The sequence below is a fragment of the Embleya sp. NPDC001921 genome (assembly GCF_053594475.1).
The window spans coordinates 250,493-267,924 of the sequence record NZ_JBSFEO010000010.1 but is presented as its reverse complement, the minus strand read 5'-3'; the positions used below and the strand labels follow the sequence as shown (position 1 = coordinate 267,924).

The following is a 17,432-nucleotide window of genomic DNA, read 5'->3' as shown; positions in this document are numbered from 1 at the left end:
GGCAGGCTGCCACAGCTCGCGGTCGCAGACCCGGAATATCGGCTGGGCCCAGTTGACGGGGCACGGGGCGCCAGTGCTTACGGGACAGCCCTTAGTGCCATGGCAGGGAATGCTGTCGCCAAGTCCCGGGGTTCGGCCACCGCATCCACTCTGGCGGCGCAGCAGTGGTGTGAGAAGACGACGAACGGTGCGCGAAACCTGTACTCCTATCCCGCGGTGGGGGCTCCCCGCCGGATCGTGAGCAGTAACACGTTCGTCGAAGTGGCCAGTGGCTCTTATCAGAACGGCTATGTATTCGTCTACAGTCGATTGCAGCGACGCTACGGATTCATGCACGCCAACTCCTTCAATCTGGGAACCAGGCCGTGCTACTGGACGGCCCCGCACACGCGTTAGGTCTGCGATCCTCTCGCGCCCATGACGCCGTTCGCCGGCCCGCTACGGTGACAACGCCGCCGGGCCGGCGGCTTGCCTTGTGGGCGTTCTCGCTGGGTCTCCGCCGCAGTTGCGATGTGGCGGTGACCGAGTACGGCCTTCGTGGTCCGCGTTGGAGGTGCCATGGGCAGTAAGGGGCTGGATCGGTTCACGACTTCACCCGTCGACGCTCACGTCGCCCAAAGGGGGCCACGGCGGTCGACGTCACGAGGCGGATTTCTACAATCGAGGCTCGTGGCCCGGAGGACACCGTGCTTCCCGTGGAATACGACACATGGGCAAGCTGGACACGGATGGAACCGCAGAACGCTCGCGTCATCCGCGAAGGCGCCGATTCGTTCGACAAGTACGCCGAGATCGTTGCGTGCGTCGCGACTCGGCACAGATCGGCCACGGCTTGCGGATGCTTCGCGGGGGTCCACGAGCACGGCGGTGAAACGTCGTAATGAGAACGGAGAGGCCGACGCGGGGAGCGCTGCGCTCGCACATCGTGCGCCTGACCGCAGCACGCGGATCCGCCCATGGGGCGAGCCTGCTACGGCACCTGACGGAACATGGGTACGACGTGACCCCCGGCATGCTGTACCCGGTGCTGCGCCGTCTCGAGACGGAGGGCCTGTTGGCGTCCGAGCGACAGGTGGTCGAGGGCACGACCCGTCGGGTATACCGCCTCACCGCGAAGGCGGAGGCGACCTTCGAGGAGGATCGCCGACGCCTCGAGGAGGCTCTGCACGAAGCGTTGTCCACCCAACCTCTCCCGCGCTGAACGAAGTCACGAGCCGCCGGCGCACCCGACTCGACCGATGTCGCCGTCTCCGGAGCGAGACCCCCCACGAAGCCGAACAGGGCTGTGCAAGGGAGGTTCGTGCGATACATCGAGTCGGTGCTCGAGCAGGAGGTGCGGAGGGTGTTCGAGAGCAAGGGTGAACAAGCCTCGGTTCGGAGGCGTCTCCTTCGGCTCGTGTGTCTTCCATGAACTCACGCCCGTGACGAGTCTTGGGCACATTCAGGTGATCCACTCCCTTGCCACCGCTCCACAAGGCACCGTCGAACACGATTGCCGGCCGGAGATCGCGAACTGCCTTGTGGGTCTGGGTTGTCGCCGGCCGGTCGTCGTCGACCTCGCCGCGACGGCCGCGACCTCGGAGTCGTCCGTCGACGCCATGCTCACTCGACTTGCCGAACAGAGTGGGCGGGCGCCGGCAGGCATGCCGGCGCCGGCGTTCTGGGACACGGTCTGCGGCGTGGTCGCCCGGGCCTGGCGCCTGGGGATGTTCGACGAGACCCAAGCGATGTACCTGATGGACGGTCTGTGGTGGCAGACCCGGAAGCTCGACGAGCGGGCCTGCCGGGGCTTGGGGCTCATCAAGGCGGGAATGGGGCTCAAGGAACTCATCCCGTTCCAGGACATCGACCCGGAGGCGACTGTGTTGCTGATGGAGGCCGATCGGCTCATCCCGGTGGAATCGGTGGATGCGGCACTGTGTAAGGCGGTGCTGGAAGCAGTCTGCTGATCGCTTCGACCGCTGCAGGATGCGCGTGGAAGATCGAACGAATCCATCGGAGGAGCCGGCCGCGGCCACCGAGACCGCGGTTCGGTCACGTCACCACGCGCAAGCGTCGACACGATCGTCCCGCGTCGGCGCATTGGCGAGCCACGACACATCCGCCGCGCCGTGTTGACCCTCGCACGACGGGCGGACCACCCGTGCGGACTGGGCAACCCGGTCATGTCCGGGTGCGCGCCCGCGCGATCTCACGGACATTCTCGTTCGTGATCTCGCCGGAATGTCCTGGTATAAATCACCCATGAAGCGCCGGGCGGACGCAGCCGAAAGGCGATCGAGGACTCGGCTCGAGCCGACGGGAACGAGTCGAGTCGAATCTTTGTTCGAAACACCTTCGGCACCGTCGCCGGCGGGGGTGCGGTCGCCGTGGTGAATCCGCGCAGCTTGCCGACTCTGCTGACGAACTTCGTCGGTCGTGCCTCGGAGCTGGACGTCCTGCGTGCACTCCTGGTCGACGAGGGCCACCGCTTGGTGACTCTCGTGGGACCCGGTGGAATCGGCAAGACCCGGCTGGCCCTGCGTCTGGCCGTCGAAGTCGCCGAGGATCCGCGCGCAGACGTGGTCTTCGTCGACCTGGGCGCGCTCGCACACGAGCGCCTGGTCGACGCGGCCGTCCTGGAGGCCGTCTCCCCGGGCGTCAAGCCCGGGCGGACACCGTTGCGTGCCGCGCTCCTGGACCTTCGGGGTCGGTCGGTGGTGATCGTGCTGGACACGTGCGAACACCTGCCGGCCGCCGCGGCGAGAGTGGCCGGCGCCGTACTGACGGAGTGTCCCGACGCGCGCGTGGTGGCCACCAGTCGAGTCCCCCTGCACACCCTCGACGAGCGAGTGTGGCGTGTTCCACCGCTGGCGGTGAACGTCGAGGGAGCGAACGACACGTCGGACGCGGCACACCTGTTCATCGATCGGGTCTCCCTCGTACGCCCGGACCTCGGCCGATCGCCGCAGGCGTGGTCGGAGGTCGAGCGCATCGTGCGGACCCTGGACGGTTATCCCCTGGCGATCGAACTGGCCGCGGCACGCGCGCGCATGATGACGCTCGGCGAGATCGCCGAGGCGTTGGATCTGCGCCTGCTGGCGGGCGGTCCCTCGCGTGGCGAGGCCCGTCACCAGACGATGCGCCGTTCCCTGGACTGGAGCTACGCCCTGCTCTCCGATCGAGAGAAGCTGGTGTTCGCGCGATTGTCGGTGTTCACCGAGGGTTGGACCGCGGACGCGGCGGTTGCGGTGTGCGCCGGCGAGGAACTGAGCGCGTCGCAGGTACGCGACGCCTTGAGCGACCTGGTCGACAAGTCCTTGATCGTCGCGAGCGGGACGTCTCGACGCGATCGTTTTCGCATGTTGCTTCCGATGCGTCAGTACGCCGCCGAACTGCTCGGCGCGGACGAGGTCTCGGAGGATTACGTCCGCGTGACAGCGCGGCACATCGCCTACTTCACTCGACTGGCGGAGCGCGCGGACGTCGAACTGTGGGCCCTCAAGAGCGACGAGCGTGCTCTGATCGACGTGGAGATGCCCAATCTGCGCGCCGCGCTGGACGCGGCATGTGCGGCCGGCTCGGTCGACGCGCTGCGCATCACCGGCGCCCTGGGCTCCTACTGGCGCATGTGCGGCTCGCTGACCGAGGGAGTGGAGGCAACGGGCCGGGCGTTGGCGGCCGTCGCCGACGGCGAGCACCCGGAGCGGGCGATGACCCTCGCGGTCCGGTCCACGTTGACGTTCTGGACGGGGGATCTGCCCGGCACCAAGGCGGCCGCCACCGAGGCGATCGAGATCGCCACTCGATCCGGGGACCGAAGGGCGCGCACACACGGCCTCGTTAGGCTGGCGAACTTCACCTGCATCACCGACCCGCCCCTGGCGCAACCGATGTTCCGTACCGCGCTCGAATTGGCGACGGGCGCCCACGACGAACTCGTCCTGGCGGACGCACTGTGCTGCTACACGTTGAGCCTGCTCTGGCAGGGCGACTTCCCCCTCCTGTTCGACATCGCGCAGCAGGCGCTCACCGCGGCGGAAGCCATCGACTTCAACAGCGTGCGCTCACTCGCGCTCTGGTGCCTGGCGGTCAGGGCCCAGTCGATGGGCGACGTGTCCGAAGCACTGCGACTGGCGGATGCCATATTGCCCTCGGCTCCCGCCAACGCCGGGGAGGCCGCCACCTTCGCACGAAGCTGCCGCATCCAAGTGCTTTCCACGGCGGCGGCCCTGCAGGGGAATCCGCGCCGGGCCCGGACACTGGCACTGGCCGAGATCGAGCGGCTCACGCGTGAACCGATGCGCTGGGCGTGCGGACTGCTCACGAAAGCCCTCGCCTACGCCGAACTGGCGGCAGGCGATCTCGACGCCGCCCGCGCGTCGGCCGAGCGCGTCTACGCCGACGAGCGGGAGGGCTCCGGGTTCCTGGCCTGGCAGGCCCAGTCGATCCTGATGCTCGTCGCCCTCGCCTCGGCCGATGCCGCCGGCGCCCGCGAACACGCCGCCCGGGTGGCTCGCATCGCCGATCGACTCGGCAATCGGTACGCAGCCATGGTGGGCACCCTGGGCACCGCGCGTGCCGCGCTCGTGGAACTCGACCCGGGGAGCGCCGAGATCACCGCCCTCGACGCCCTGGCCACCAGCACCGACGAGGGATGGTGGCTCGAAGCCGTCACGGCAATGGAACTCGTCGCGAGCGCGGCCACAGATCGTGGGGAATATCCGCGCGCCGCCAAGCTGTTCGCGGCGGTCGACGCCGCCCGGAGCACGAGGGGAGTCGTCCGCGTCCCGCTCGAAGCGGCCCACTGGAACCACAAGCGCATCGTGGCCGCCGACGGCTGCGACGAGACAGCGCGTTCCCAGGCCCTCGCCGAAGGCGCCGCCATGTCGATGCCGGACGCCGCCGCGTACGCCCGCGAGTCGCACAACCCTCGCTCCCGTGCCTCCCGCGGCTGGAAGAGCCTGACCGCCACCGAGTCCAAGGTGGCCCTGCTCGCCGCCGACGGACTGCTCAATCCCGAGATCGCCGAACAACTCTTCGTCTCGCGCAGCACGGTGAAGGTCCACCTGTCCCACATCTTCGCCAAACTCGGCGTCGCCAACCGCACCGAACTCGCCGTCCTGGTCCACTCCCGCAATCCCGACACCCGGAAGTAGCCCGGCCGCACGAACGTCGACTCTTTCACCACCGCCAGTCGGCCGCCGCCGAGACCGCCGCCATGTTCAACAACGAGGCCGCCCGCGCGCCGGGACCCGGTCTCGGACGCCACGCAGCGACAAGTCACCCGAAGGCCAACTTGTCGGTCCACCACAATGGTCGTGTTCTTCCAAGCCGCACACCGCCCCCGGTCCGAGGCTGAGTACCTACTCACACGCCAAGGACGGACGATGCGCTTTTCAGCCGAGGCCACTTCACGTCGCCAGGGCACAGCGGCCCTCGTCGCGGCTCTCACCACGACGGTCGCCTTGACCCTCAGCGGTTGCGGAACCAAGGACGAAACCCGCTCGGCGACGCCACCAACTGCACCGGCTTCGACGTCGGTCACGGGCGGGCTCGCGCCGGGTGGCACCGGTGGGCCGGATCGAACGACACCGACGCCCGCTGTGTCCGGACCCGCCAAGCCGGCCGAGATCGTGTTCCCCCCACTGGTCGCGGGACACCCGCGTCTCGTACAAAAGGATGCGCCCAAGGTCTCTTCCCTGGTCGGTCTGCAGAACGCGTTGCACACCAAGGGCCTCGCCCAGGTTCAGACCGCGGTCTTCGGCCCGAGTCCCGACAACGAAGCGAAGATGGTATTCGTCTCGACAGGGCTGCCCGGCAAGCTCACGCCGAAGGAGTACGTCGAACGGCTATCGCTCCCCCAGGCAACACCGGTCGACACGGCCAAGGTCACCCTGCCCGGCGCATTCCGTTGTTGGGCGACCTCCGGCGCGGACAGCGTAATGATGTGCCTGTGGGGCGACGAACAGAACTTCCTCGCCATGGGCACCACAACCGGGTACCCCTCGGTACAGGATCTGATCACCGCCCTTCTCGGCGTAAAGAAGCAGATGTTCGGATCCTGACCGGAACCTGCGGCACGACGCTGTCCACGACTGGTTCAAGGCCGTCCGGAAGCACATGCCGGCGTGATGGCGTGCGCGAACGCTGCCGATGAACGAATGTCCCCGCATTCCGGACCATGAACTGTCGCACGTGGAGGGAGCGGTAGCGCAGGAAGGACACCGGAACTCAGGGGCATCGGCTATGTGTTCGCGATCTCCTCGGCAATCTCCACCGCGCTCGCACCGCTCGTCCGATAGGCATCGGCCTTGTGCGTCGAGGAGTCGGCACGCGATGAGACGTGCAGCCCCGGTACGGCTGAAGGGGGCGACGTCACTCAACACGCTCGTCAACGCGCCACGAGCCATCAGGGGTGCGAACGACGCCTACAACGGCGGCGAACTCCTCGCTGGACTCATGCTGTCCTTTGCATCTGGTGACAATGCGACCGTTCACCAACACTATTGCCGCGGTCTCGGTCGCAGGTACCTCGCTGGGGATCGTGCTCTCGACATTCTCCGCGGTGGTTACGCATTGACGGTCGACGAAGTCCGACCAGCCGGAGGCCGTGCCGTTGCGAAACGACTCGTACTCACCGGCAAGGTCATCGGTCACGGTCGGGCGGACCCGGTCGATCCACGCGGTAGCGGTCGAATCCATCCAGGTCGCGGAGCGATACCGGGTCAGCCACTCGCTCGCGGCAGCGAGGGGGGCGTTCAGAGTCGCGTGTGAAGGCGTGGGTGGCCTCATGGATATCGCCGATTGCCCGGCATCACGATCGATTTGTGGGTTCGTTCGGCTGGTCTGCCCCGTCGGGAACAAGCTCTCCGAGCCGTCCGTTCGCAGCGGACTCGTTCGTGCCTCTGGGCTGCAGGCTGCCAGAAGTATCACCATGAGCACGAGGCCGAACGCGATCCCCAAAGGTCGGTTTCCTGCGCGAACGATCATCTCGAGTATGCCCTCGTTGCTCCTGTAGGCACGGTCTGCATAGTGCCTGCCTTCACGCACAAGACGCTCTCCAGCCTCCCCGAGTCATTTGAGGATTAAAAGGAAAAAGACGACACCTGTTTGGCATGGCAAGTCACCTGTGGAATCAGCGAATCGAAGTCGCATTTTTCCGTGCGCCGGCGTACCAGGCGTTGCATCCTGCGATACCGGAGACTTCATCGCGCGCAGCCGCCGGCGCAGCCGAAGGGCAGGCGAGCTTTGGAATCGGCAGCGGCCAGGGAGCCCCATGATCAGAGTTCCAAGCCGGCAAATCGACCACGTACTTGCACCATATCGATCCCCTGAGAACCAATTTCCCGCACAACGGCTGGTCGATTGGCCATGAAGAAATGGATAGCCTGCGGATGTCTTCCGGGTTTGATTTTCATCATTTTTCTCACGGTCTTGATCGCAATCGTCGTGCCGTCGCAGTCCGAGAAAATTAGATCGTTGTCGCGGCTTCCGAAAACTCAAGCGTTCGGTCAAGGTGGGCAACCGGGGGTGGTCTGCAGCACTAGCGGGCAAGGGGTTGCCGGAAAAGTGGCCGGCTTTCAGGGCGAACAACTACAGAATGCCGCCGCGATCGTCACCGCTGGAAAACAGATGGGACTCCCTCAACGGGCCTGGGTCATCGCGGTTGCCACCGCGATGCAGGAAAGCACCCTGCGAGTTCTCAATCACGGAGACAAGGCGGGACCGGATTCACGTGGATTGTTCCAGCAAAGGAACCCGTGGGGCTCTCTGGAGGAGCGCATGGATCCGGTTCGTAGCGCCAAGCTCTTCTATAAGCGGCTCATCGCACTGCCGAGATGGGAATCTTTGCCCTTGACGGTCGCAGCCCAGAAGGTTCAGATTTCCGCCTTCCCAGAGGCTTATGCAAAATGGGAGCCGGCAGCGAATCAGGTCGTCGGGGCCGTCCAAGGGATTCAATGTGAACAAACGAGGTACACGGCTGCGGATTTGGAAAAGGGAAAAACCGTAGTAAGGGCAGCGGTAAGCAAACTTGGCGTAGATTACGCATGGGGCGGCGGGAACTCGAAAGGACCAACCTTGGGCAAATGGCGGGTCGGCGCACCCAATGCCCACGGTGACTTCGCGAAGATAGGATTCGACTGCTCCGGGTTGGCCCTGTACGCCTATGCGCAGATCGGCATAACACTGCCGCATTACACCCAATGGATGTGGCATTCGTTCAAACCTGCCATCACTGATCGCGAGGCCCTATTGCCGGGAGATTTGCTGATGCTGGGCTCGGGTAGATCGCCATCCAGAATCCATCACGTAGGCATTTACATGGGGAGCAACACGGTTGTCGAGGCACCACAAAGTGGCCTCAAGGTGAGAATAGTTCCAAACATCTGGCGTCCGGGCTCCATCTACGCTACCGAGTTCGTCGGCGCGCTGAGGCCGTGGAGCCTTGGACGGTCAACCGCTGTGTAAGCGACGGGCCTTCGCCTCGCCGAACGCACCACGAGCGACCTCGCCCATCCCGAACGGATCGCCGCCAAGAAAGCATCATCTTGGGATTCCGGGCCCTCGCGGCAGGAGCGCCGCTGCCATAGACCAGGAGACACACGTGCTCGACCTTCACCGCCTGCGGATGCTGCGCGAGTTCAAGCATCGGGGCACCCTGATCGGCGTCGCCACGGCCATGTCCTCCACGTCCGCCGCAGTTTCGCGGGAACTCACGCTTCTCGAGGCGGATGTCGGGGTTCCACTGCTGGAGTTGGCGGAGCGTCATGTACGGCTGACCATGCAGGCCGAGATTCTGGTGGCGCACACGGAAGCGGTACTGACGCGGTTGGAGCAGGCCGAGGCCGAAGTGGCCGCGTCGCCCGGGACACTGATCGGGACGATGCGCATCGCGGGTTTCCACGTCGCGGCGCCGTCTCTGGTGTCGACGGCGCTGGATCTGTTGCGAGCCAAGCATCCCGGGCTACTGGTCCACCTCACGGACCAGCCACCGGACGCGGCCATGGCCGCATTGTCGGCCAAGGAAGTCGACCTGGTGCTGGTCGAGGAGTACGCGGACAGTCCGTGCGTGACCCCGGCGGATGTGGAGGTGAAGGAAATCTCGCGCGACACCGTGCGCTTGGCGCTGCCGCCCGGAACAGCTGTGGACGGGGACGAACCTTGGACGGCCATCCGGGCTCTGGCCGCGCATCCGTGGGCGATGGAACCGTCGGATACACCGTCGCGACGATGGGCGGCCTCACTTCTTCTGCGTGCCGGTGTCGAGCCGGACATTCGCTTCGAGTCGCGCGATCCGACGGTGCGTGTGCGGTTGGTCGAGAGCGGCCATGCCGTCGCCTTGGTGCCTGATCTGGCCTGGGGCGAGTCGACGCCGGACGTACCGCTGGTTTCGATCGGGGACGAAGGCCGACGGCGTTTGCTGACGGCCGTGCGATGGGGCGAGAGCGCGCGGCCGGCCGTTCTCGCCTGTCGATGGGCAATCGCGCGAGCAATCGATCAGGCCCTGCGAGCACAGCGGGTGGACACGACAACAGGCATGGCCGTGGCCGGCGTTCGCGCGTCAACTCCTGGGGCGGGTGAGCTGGGTCAGGAGGGTCAGGACCGCGAAGGCGAGGATGACGATGAGGCCCGGCTGGAACATGGAGAGTTCCGTGCCGGGCATGATCGTCGCGGTGACGACGGCGAGGCCGAAGGCGCCGCCGACCTGGAGTGAGCTGTTGAGCAGGCCCGCCGCGAGGCCCTGCTCGTCATCCGCCACTCCGCTGGTGCCGGCAACCATCAGCGCGGCGATGCTGAAGGCGAAGCCCACTCCCCACAACACGGATGCGGGTAGCAGCACGGTCCACAGATCGGGCTCCGGCCCGATGCGCAGCATCAGCAGGTAGCACGGCAGGAAGGCGACGAGCCCGACCATCAGCACCTTGTTCACGCCGAACCGGTTCATCAGCGCCCCGAGCTTGGGGCCGACCACGACGACCATGAGCCCCGCCGGCAGCAGTACCAGTGCCATCTGCCACGGCCGCCACCCCTGGAGGTCCTGCAGGTAGAGCGCGAGCACGAACTGGAAGCCCATCGCACCGCCGTACAGGAGGGCGATGCTGATGTTGGCGGTGACCAGGGTCCGGTTGCGGAAGATGCCCAGGCGGATCAGCGGTTCCTTCACCGTGCGCTCGATCACGATGAATCCGGCCAACAGGAGCCCGGACACTGCGAATCCGCCGATCGTGCGCGGCGAGGACCAGCCCGCGTCCGCCGTGGAGACCACCGTGAACACCAGGAGCAGCATTCCGGCCGGCAGGGTCAAGGCACCTCCGACGTCGAGCCGCTGTCGTTCACCGCGCGGCGGATCCGGCGGCAGAAACCGCAGTGCGCCCGCGAGCAGCAACACGGAGAGCGGGATGGGCAGGATGAAGATGAAGCGCCAGTTCAGCCCGGCGAGCAGGCCGCCCACCAGCAGCCCGGAGGAGTAGCCCGACGCCTCGAACACGTTGAAGATTCCGAACGCCTTGTTCCGTTGCGGGCCTTCGGGGAATGTCGTGGTCAGCAGCGACATGGCCGCCGGCGCGGCGAAGCCCGCCGCCATGCCCTTGACGAAACGCGAGACGATCAGCGGCGCCGCGCCGTCGGCGAACACGCCGAACAGCGACACGAGCGCGAACGCGGCCATCGCGAGCACCAGCACGCGCCGCCGCCCGAACAGGTCGGCGACTCGTCCGCCCAGCAACAGGAAGCCGCCGAAGGCCAGAATGTAGGCGCCCACCAGCCACTGCGCGGTGGCGGCGCTCATTCCGAGTTCGTGCTGAATCTCGGGGATCGCCACGACGATCATCGAGATGTCGAGCCCGTCGAGCAGGATCACCCCGCTGAAGATGAGGATCGAGATCCACAGCCTCGGTGGCCAACGCAGGGATTCCGCTCCGACCTCGGATACCCCTGTTTCGGACACGACCGAGGCATCGCTCCCCGGTCGCTGCTCGCTCGGAGCCGAACTGCCTGACATCGGATGCATCCCTTCCCGAAAGAAAACTCATCGCGAGCGCACTCGCCCCGATTCGGTGCGGCCTCGGGGGTCGGCGCTTCATGGGGTGGCGGCAGTGCTCGTCGAATGTCGAACCGTCGCACGCCGGACAGTGGTCGAACGCCGGCGCACGTCCCACCCGACGGCGGCCGAGCACCAGCGTGCCGCAACATGGCGAGGTCACCCAGACCCCTGTGCGGCCTACGCCGGGTGTTCCTACTACTGCCAGGGACAGGCTCGACATGCCCGCGTGCGGCGACGACCGGGGATACTGGCGTGCATGGAGGATCGACCCGGTACGGAAGAGGCGGCGGATCTCGGCGGCGAACGGCCGATCGATCCGCGCGCCGAGATGAGCCGATTCCTGCGCAGTCGCCGGGCCCGGTTGAGGCCGGAGGATGTCGGGTTGCCGTCCACGGCGGGGCGACACCGAAGGGTCCCCGGACTTCGCCGCGAGGAGCTGGCCCAGCTCGCCGGTGTCTCGGTCGCCTATCTCACCCGACTCGAACAGGGCAGGGGTCTCAACGTCTCGGGCGAGGTGATCGACGCCGTCGCCGGCGCCCTGCGGCTGACCGACAGCGAGCACGCGTACCTCACACACCTGGTCAAGTGCCAGCGCCGCAAGACGCGCGTGCCGGCACAGCAGCACGTACGCCCCGCGATCCGAGACCTGCTGGCCTCGATGGAGGGGATGCCCGCTTACATATCGGGGTGGCGCTCGGACATCCTCGCCTGGAACCGGACGGCGGCGGCCCTGTTCGGCGACTGGGACGCGTTGCCGCCCCGGGAGCGCAACTGGGCCCGGCTGATGTTTCTGCGGCCCGAGCATCGCGGACTGTTCGTGGACTGGAAGTCGAAGGCGGCCGATGTCGTCGGCGAACTGCGCCTGCACGCGGGCTGCCGTCCCGACGATCCGCAGTTGTCCGCGCTCGTGGGTGAACTCTCGGTCAAGAGCGAGGCGTTCTGCCAGATGTGGGCCAGGCACGACGTCCGCGAGAACAGCCACGGAGTGCAACACCTGCGGCACCCCCTGGTGGGTGAACTCACCCTCTCCTTCGAGTCGTTGCCACTGGCCGACGGTTCCGAACAATCGCTGACGGTCTACACCGCCCAGCCCGGCTCCACCTCGGCGGAGAATCTGCGGCTGCTGGCCAGTTGGGGAGCGGACGCGACCGTCGCGCAAGCCCGCCTACAGCAGCCCTGAGCCCGAGTGAAGGCCGCGGGCGCCGCCGGGACGGGTTTGGCGCCCCGACCTCGTCGCGTTCCTTGGCGGTCAGGCCCGACCCGGGTCGGCAAGCGACACATCCGCCGCGACGGAGACAGGCGGTACGGCCCTGCGATCCGGCGACGCCCACGCGTGCAGAAGCTGCAACGCCGCCTCGGCCGCGCCCTCCACCCCGGTACTGAACGTGACCAACCGATGACCCGGATCCCCCACCAGGTCCAGGTTCTCGTAATGCAGGTCGAGCACCCCCACCGCGGGGTGGCGAAACGTCTTGATGCCGTGGGAACGCTGCTCGACGTCGCCTGCGTCCCAGAACACCCGAAACTCCGCGCTCCCCGAGGAAAGCTCCGCGATCAGCGCGCCCAGTTCCCTGTCCCCCGGACGGCGCCCCTCCGCAAGCCTGAGCTGCGCCGCCGTCGCGGCGGCGACCTCGTCCCATTCGACGTAGAAATCGCGCGCGTCCGGATCCAGGAAGAGATACCGAGCGAGGTTGCGGGCCGCGGGCTCGACCGTCGCGATCCCCACGAACAGGCGCAGCCCGAGCGCGTTCGCCGCGAGTACGTCGAATCGATCGTTGACCACCAGTGCCGGGACCCGATCCATCAAGGCCAGCATGCGGCGCAGCTCCGGGCGTACGCGCGAGACGGCCGGAGATGACTCGCCCGGGGCGTCGCGTCGAGGGTGCGCCAGTGCGCGCAGGTGGGTGCGCTCCGCCCGGTCGAGCCCGAGTTCGCGCGCGAGCGCGTCCAGTACGGCGTCCGAGGGTCGTACCGCACGGCCCTGTTCGAGGCGCTGGTAGTACTCCACGCTGATGCCCGCGAGTTGGGCCAGTTCCTCTCGGCGCAGCCCCGGAACACGACGCCGACCGCCGCCGCGCAGGCCCACGCTTTGCGGGGAGACCCTCGCACGTCGCGACCGCAGGAATCCACCCAGCGTCTGCGGAACGTCCATGTCCTCCAGTATGCCGACGCGATCCGGAACAAGGGTGGCCCTGCCGGTACCCGTACAACCGGGGGACTGGGTGGTGTCGGCGAACGCGGTCAGGCTCGGATCACCATCACCCGCATCGACCTTCGAGGATCACCATCATGTGCCACCCCACCGGAAGCCGACCGCCCGCCTCTCCCGTCGTCACCGGTTCCGTCGCCGACCATGGGCCCGTGGCCCTCACCGCCGCCGACGGCAACCGCTTCAGTGCGTATCGGGCCGTGCCGGACGTCCCCAACGGGATCAACATCGCGCTGCTCCCCGACGTCCGAGGTCTGCATCCCTTCTACGAGGACCTCGCCCGCCGATTCGCCGAGGCCGGATTCCACACCGTGGCCTTCGACTACTACGGGCGTTCCGCGGGTCTGTCGCCGCGTCGGGGCGACTTCGACGGCCTCAAGCACCTGCCGCTGTTGAGCGCCGATCACGTGGACGCCGATGTCGCGGCGGTCGTCGCGTCGCTGCGCGCGGACAGTCCCGGGCCCGTTTTCACCGTCGGGTTCTGCCTGGGCGGGAGTCATTCGTGGCGGCAGGCGGCAAGCCAGTCCGGGCTGGCCGGCGCGGTCGGCTTCTACGGTCCGCCGCGCTTCTTCGACAACGCGACGGCGGGGCTGTCCGCGCCGCTGCTCATGCTGCTGGCCGGCGACGACGTGGCGACCTCCCGGGAGGAGTTCGAGACGCTCGCCGCCGGGTTCGACCGCGCCGGCAAGGCCTACGAGATGCACGTCTACGACGGGGCGCCGCACTCCTTCTTCGACGTGGCCTTCGACGAGTGGGCGGGCGTGTGTGTCGACGCGTGGCATCGTGTCCTCGACTTCACCGCCCGCAACTCGACGGGGATGGCGGCATGAACGACCGACTCGCCCTCGGCCTGGCGCGCCAGGCGGCACTCGCCGGTCCCGAGGATCGACGGCGCGACACCTACGCGCGGGTCGCCCGGATCGCCCCCGACCTGCCCCGACTGGCCATCGAGTTCGCCTGGGGCGACATCCACAGCCGTCCCGGTCTGGACGCGGCGAGACGCGAACTGGTCGTCCTGGGCGCGTTGATCGCCCTGGGCGGTGGGGAGGCCCAGATCGGGTCCCACCTGGACTCCGCTCTCAACGCGGGGCTGCTCCCGGAGGAACTGGTGGAGGCCGTCCTGCAGGCGCTGCCCTACGCGGGCTTCCCGAGGGTCTTCGCCGCCATGGACGTCGCGTGCGAGGTCTTCGAACGACGCGGCCTGGTCCCGGCACGGCCCTCGGACATGCAGGAGTGAGCATGAACTCCATGGAGGAGGAGCGTCTCACCATGGCCGACCTCTGTGCACCTCTCCTGCACGACCCCGGGCCACTCACGTCTCCGGTCGCGCCCTACGCGTGGGCTCTCACCGACGCTCCCACGCGGCTCGGGTGAGTTCGTACTCGACGTCGCCGTGCTCGGAGCCCTCGATCTCCTCGGGCCAGTCCTCGAAGTAGGTGCGGACGAAGGTCAGGCCCGCCTTTTCCATCACGCGCCGGGAACCCGTGTTGACCGTCATCGTGTTGGCGGTCACCCGCTCGACTCCGAGTTCGGCGAAGCCCTTGTGGATCAGCGCACGGGAGCCCTCGGTGGCGTACCCGCCGCCCCACGCCGCCTTGCGCAGCCGGTAGCCGAGTTCGACCACCGCGGGGCTGTCGTCGACGAGGGGGCGAAACGCGAACCAGCCCACGAACGCGCCACCGGCTCGGTCCTCGGCGATCCAGAATCCGGGGTGTCCCAGGCCCGGATAGACCCGGAGGAACCTCGGCACGGTCTCGGTCTCGATCGACTCTCGAGTCGTCGGCCGGCCGCCGTTGATGAAGCGCATGACGTCGGGATCGTTGTGCAGGGCGAACAGGTGATCGACGTCGGTCCGGGTGAACCGGCGCAACACGAGCCGATCGGTTGCCAGGAACATGTTCATGGCGCGATCCTCACCCGCGCCGACCACCTCCGCCAGGCAATATCCGCCGGATCGACCACCGATCGTCGCCCGCGGACGAACGCGGTACGTCACCTCGGCGACCACGCCGACCACGCCGAAAGTGGACCCGTTCCGGCGTCGGCCCAACCTGCGGATCGACATCGGAACGGGTCCTCCCCCAGGAGCGCACGGGGCGCGCCGACGGTTCTCCCCCCGGGTACCTCGTCGAGCGCGTTCCCGATGGGGCGCCCCCCGCGTAGGCGCCCCATCGCATCCCCTGCACGATGGGTCAGGCCGCGGGCTCCCCCGCGAAGACGACCTCGTGTTCCCACGTCTCGACGGATTGGGTGTGCAGGCGCCAGTAGTGCTCGGCGATCGCGTCGGGGTCGTACTCGGTACCGGGGGCGACCGGGCCGCATACCGTGACGGTCGCGACGTGCACCCCGGCCGGTCCGTAGGAGCGGCCGAGCAGTTCCGCGAACGCCCGCAATCCGGCCTTGCCGAGCGAAAGACTCGTCAGACTCGGCACGGGCTGCGGCATCCCTCCCGTGAAGACGATGGTGCCCTTGCCGGCTTCGACCATCCGGGCACCGACGTGTGTGGCCGCGGTCATCGCACCGCCGACGTTGATCGCCCAGGCCTCCAGGTGTCGGGCGATGGAGAGTTCGCCGGGGGCGTCCGCCTGGATCAGGCCGACATTGTACACGAGGACATCGGGCACTCCCTCTTGGGCGACGGCCTCGTCCAACGCCTTGCGCAGCGCCTGCTCGTCGGTGACGTCGGCCCGAATGCCCCGAACTCGGGCTCCCGAGGAGGCGAGTTCGGCGGTGGCACGATCGATGGTCTCTGCCGTTCGCGCCAACACCGTCACCGGTAGTCCCTCGCGCGCGAACCTGCGGGCGACGGACAGGCCGATGCCCGGACCGACACCGACGACGATTGCACCGGACATATGTATCTCCTTCGAAACCGTGGGCACCGAACCGGTGTTCGTCCGGTCCGGCGCCCACGTCGTTCACTGACTGACGGAAAGACGACCCTCGGCCGCCGCGGCTGCGTCGTAGGAGGGAAGGGCGAACAACTCGTGCAACTGGCGGCGGCGGATGCCCATGTTGCCGCCGTCGTACAACGGGAACGCCAACACGTCCTGCATAAATCCCGTGAAGGGCAGGTCGTTCGCGTAACTCTCCACTCCGACGATCTCCATGAGGTCCACGATCACGCGCACCGCGGTCTCGGACGCGAAGATCTTGGACATGACGGGAATCTCCAACCCCTTCCCGCCGGTTTCCTCGAAGTAGTGACACGCCTTCCAGGTCAGGTATCGGGCGGCCTCGATGCGTGTCTTGACGTCGGCGAGCTTGAAGCCCACGTTCTGGTGCGTGAGGATCGGCGCGCTGCCGCCTCGGCGTTCGGTACGCGCGAACTCCAGCGCGGCGTCGAAGGCGGCCTTCATCACCGCGACGCATCCCGAGCCGACCAGGGCCGCGCTCCAGGAGAACGTCCGGGTCAGAATCTCGATGCCGTCCCCCGGTTCGCCGAGGATGTTGCCCACCGGCACCCGTACCTCGTCGAAGGTGATCTGCGGCGAGAGCGCGGCGCGGTGTCCCATGGTGTCCAGTGCGCGTCCCACGTGGATGCCCTCGGCCGGACCGGGTACCGCGATCACGGCGAGCGACTCCTGTGGTGGCTTCGACAGGTCGGTGCGACACACCACCGTGTACAGGTCGGCGCCCTTGCCCTCCCATCCGGCGCCGTTGGTGGTGAACTGCTTTCTGCCGCTGATGACCCATTCGTCGCCCTCGCGGCGGGCGACGGTGCGAATTCCGCCCTCGGGGTCGGTGTTGTCGAAGTTCGCGGTCCCGCCGACCTCGCTGAAGGCGAACGCGCACAGCGGCGCGCCGTCGTCGACCAGGAACGGCTCGAGCAGCCGTGCCTTCTGTTCGGCCGTACCCCAGTGCAGCAGCGGTTGCAGGGCCAGCCCGGAGGAGAACAGCCCGCACGAGACGTTGACGTCCACGCCGGTGATCTCCTCCCCCGTGATCGCCAGGTCGAGCAGACCGACACCGGTTCCGCCGTCGGCCTCGGGGATCAGGCCCTTGAGGAAGCCCGCTCGCACCATCTCCTCGTAGAAGGGCCGAATCGCCCGGAAGCGCTCCTCGGGAGTGGGCAGGTCGGCGATCGTCGCGGCGACCTTGGTGAGGTGGGCCTGGGCGAAGGCGCGGGCCCCGGCGCGGGCTTGTAGTTGTTCGTCCGTGAGAGAGAAGTCGACCGGCATGGCAGTGGCCCCTTCG

14 protein-coding genes and 1 pseudogene are annotated in these 17,432 nt (G+C 67.5%); 9 read left to right on the top strand and 6 right to left on the bottom strand.

The annotated features are described in order from the left end of the window. Nucleotides 1-880 precede the first annotated feature (880 nt). From ACWCPW_RS15230 to ACWCPW_RS15215, 4 genes are all read left to right on the top strand, one after another. On the top strand, nucleotides 881-1,201 hold the full coding sequence (locus ACWCPW_RS15230) for a PadR family transcriptional regulator (RefSeq protein WP_449761991.1): 321 nt from the start codon (nucleotides 881-883) through the stop codon (nucleotides 1,199-1,201). A 220-nt stretch (nucleotides 1,202-1,421) separates the two neighbouring features. After that, the gene (locus tag ACWCPW_RS15225) at nucleotides 1,422-1,949 is read left to right on the top strand and encodes a hypothetical protein (RefSeq protein WP_449761990.1); all 528 of its coding nucleotides are present in this window, start codon (nucleotides 1,422-1,424) and stop codon (nucleotides 1,947-1,949) included. A gap of 423 nt (nucleotides 1,950-2,372) precedes the next feature. Next, on the top strand, nucleotides 2,373-5,138 hold the full coding sequence (locus ACWCPW_RS15220; protein ID WP_449761989.1) for a helix-turn-helix transcriptional regulator: 2,766 nt from the start codon (nucleotides 2,373-2,375) through the stop codon (nucleotides 5,136-5,138). Between the two features lie 231 nt (nucleotides 5,139-5,369). Further along, a complete protein-coding gene (locus ACWCPW_RS15215) occupies nucleotides 5,370-6,047 on the top strand; it encodes a hypothetical protein (RefSeq protein ID WP_449761988.1) in 678 nt (225 codons plus the stop codon). A gap of 310 nt (nucleotides 6,048-6,357) precedes the next feature. Here ACWCPW_RS15215 and ACWCPW_RS15210 read toward each other — a convergent pair whose 3' ends face one another. Beyond that, nucleotides 6,358-7,032, bottom strand: coding sequence for a hypothetical protein (locus ACWCPW_RS15210; protein WP_449761987.1), 675 nt, complete (start codon nucleotides 7,030-7,032; stop codon nucleotides 6,358-6,360). A gap of 321 nt (nucleotides 7,033-7,353) precedes the next feature. Here ACWCPW_RS15210 and ACWCPW_RS15205 point away from each other — a divergent pair, with 321 nt between their 5' ends. Both ACWCPW_RS15205 and ACWCPW_RS15200 read left to right on the top strand, forming a co-directional pair. Beyond that, a complete protein-coding gene (locus tag ACWCPW_RS15205; RefSeq protein ID WP_449761986.1) occupies nucleotides 7,354-8,451 on the top strand; it encodes an NlpC/P60 family protein in 1,098 nt (365 codons plus the stop codon). Between the two features lie 136 nt (nucleotides 8,452-8,587). After that, the gene (locus ACWCPW_RS15200) at nucleotides 8,588-9,697 is read left to right on the top strand and encodes a LysR substrate-binding domain-containing protein (RefSeq protein WP_449761985.1); all 1,110 of its coding nucleotides are present in this window, start codon (nucleotides 8,588-8,590) and stop codon (nucleotides 9,695-9,697) included. Between the two features lie 33 nt (nucleotides 9,698-9,730). Here the strand turns inward: ACWCPW_RS15200 and ACWCPW_RS15195 are convergent. Then, nucleotides 9,731-10,813, bottom strand: a pseudogene (locus tag ACWCPW_RS15195) (MFS transporter); the annotation flags it as partial. A gap of 469 nt (nucleotides 10,814-11,282) precedes the next feature. Between ACWCPW_RS15195 and ACWCPW_RS15190 the strand changes: the two are divergent. Then, the gene (locus ACWCPW_RS15190) at nucleotides 11,283-12,206 is read left to right on the top strand and encodes a helix-turn-helix domain-containing protein (protein WP_449761984.1); all 924 of its coding nucleotides are present in this window, start codon (nucleotides 11,283-11,285) and stop codon (nucleotides 12,204-12,206) included. Between the two features lie 69 nt (nucleotides 12,207-12,275). Here ACWCPW_RS15190 and ACWCPW_RS15185 read toward each other — a convergent pair whose 3' ends face one another. Continuing rightward, a complete protein-coding gene (locus ACWCPW_RS15185) occupies nucleotides 12,276-13,178 on the bottom strand; it encodes a helix-turn-helix transcriptional regulator (protein ID WP_449761983.1) in 903 nt (300 codons plus the stop codon). Between the two features lie 209 nt (nucleotides 13,179-13,387). Between ACWCPW_RS15185 and ACWCPW_RS15180 the strand changes: the two genes are divergently transcribed. After that, on the top strand, nucleotides 13,388-14,065 hold the full coding sequence (locus ACWCPW_RS15180; protein WP_449761982.1) for a dienelactone hydrolase family protein: 678 nt from the start codon (nucleotides 13,388-13,390) through the stop codon (nucleotides 14,063-14,065). Beyond that, nucleotides 14,062-14,472 carry a carboxymuconolactone decarboxylase family protein gene (locus ACWCPW_RS15175; RefSeq protein WP_449761981.1) on the top strand — a complete coding sequence of 137 codons (411 nt, stop codon included), beginning with the start codon at nucleotides 14,062-14,064 and terminating at the stop codon, nucleotides 14,470-14,472. Before ACWCPW_RS15180 ends, ACWCPW_RS15175 begins: the two co-directional genes overlap by 4 nt. A gap of 108 nt (nucleotides 14,473-14,580) precedes the next feature. Here the strand turns inward: ACWCPW_RS15175 and ACWCPW_RS15170 are convergent, their stop codons facing one another. The 3 genes from ACWCPW_RS15170 to ACWCPW_RS15160 form a co-directional block, all read right to left on the bottom strand. Continuing rightward, on the bottom strand, nucleotides 14,581-15,138 hold the full coding sequence (locus ACWCPW_RS15170; RefSeq protein WP_449761980.1) for a GNAT family N-acetyltransferase: 558 nt from the start codon (nucleotides 15,136-15,138) through the stop codon (nucleotides 14,581-14,583). 289 nt (nucleotides 15,139-15,427) lie between these two features. After that, the gene (locus ACWCPW_RS15165) at nucleotides 15,428-16,090 is read right to left on the bottom strand and encodes an SDR family NAD(P)-dependent oxidoreductase (RefSeq protein ID WP_449761979.1); all 663 of its coding nucleotides are present in this window, start codon (nucleotides 16,088-16,090) and stop codon (nucleotides 15,428-15,430) included. 63 nt (nucleotides 16,091-16,153) lie between these two features. Then, the gene (locus ACWCPW_RS15160; RefSeq protein WP_449761978.1) at nucleotides 16,154-17,416 is read right to left on the bottom strand and encodes an acyl-CoA dehydrogenase family protein; all 1,263 of its coding nucleotides are present in this window, start codon (nucleotides 17,414-17,416) and stop codon (nucleotides 16,154-16,156) included. Nucleotides 17,417-17,432 lie beyond the last annotated feature (16 nt).

Coding starts and splice junctions, on each gene's coding strand:
- ACWCPW_RS15230 (WP_449761991.1), top strand. CDS start 881: ATGAGAACGGAGAGGCCGACGCGGGGAGCGCTGCGCTCGCACATCGTG.
- ACWCPW_RS15215 (WP_449761988.1), top strand. CDS start 5,370: ATGCGCTTTTCAGCCGAGGCCACTTCACGTCGCCAGGGCACAGCGGCC.
- ACWCPW_RS15205 (WP_449761986.1), top strand. CDS start 7,354: ATGAAGAAATGGATAGCCTGCGGATGTCTTCCGGGTTTGATTTTCATC.
- ACWCPW_RS15190 (WP_449761984.1), top strand. CDS start 11,283: ATGGAGGATCGACCCGGTACGGAAGAGGCGGCGGATCTCGGCGGCGAA.
- ACWCPW_RS15185 (WP_449761983.1), bottom strand. CDS start 13,178: ATGGACGTTCCGCAGACGCTGGGTGGATTCCTGCGGTCGCGACGTGCG.
- ACWCPW_RS15175 (WP_449761981.1), top strand. CDS start 14,062: ATGAACGACCGACTCGCCCTCGGCCTGGCGCGCCAGGCGGCACTCGCC.
- ACWCPW_RS15170 (WP_449761980.1), bottom strand. CDS start 15,138: ATGAACATGTTCCTGGCAACCGATCGGCTCGTGTTGCGCCGGTTCACC.
- ACWCPW_RS15165 (WP_449761979.1), bottom strand. CDS start 16,090: ATGTCCGGTGCAATCGTCGTCGGTGTCGGTCCGGGCATCGGCCTGTCC.
- ACWCPW_RS15160 (WP_449761978.1), bottom strand. CDS start 17,416: ATGCCGGTCGACTTCTCTCTCACGGACGAACAACTACAAGCCCGCGCC.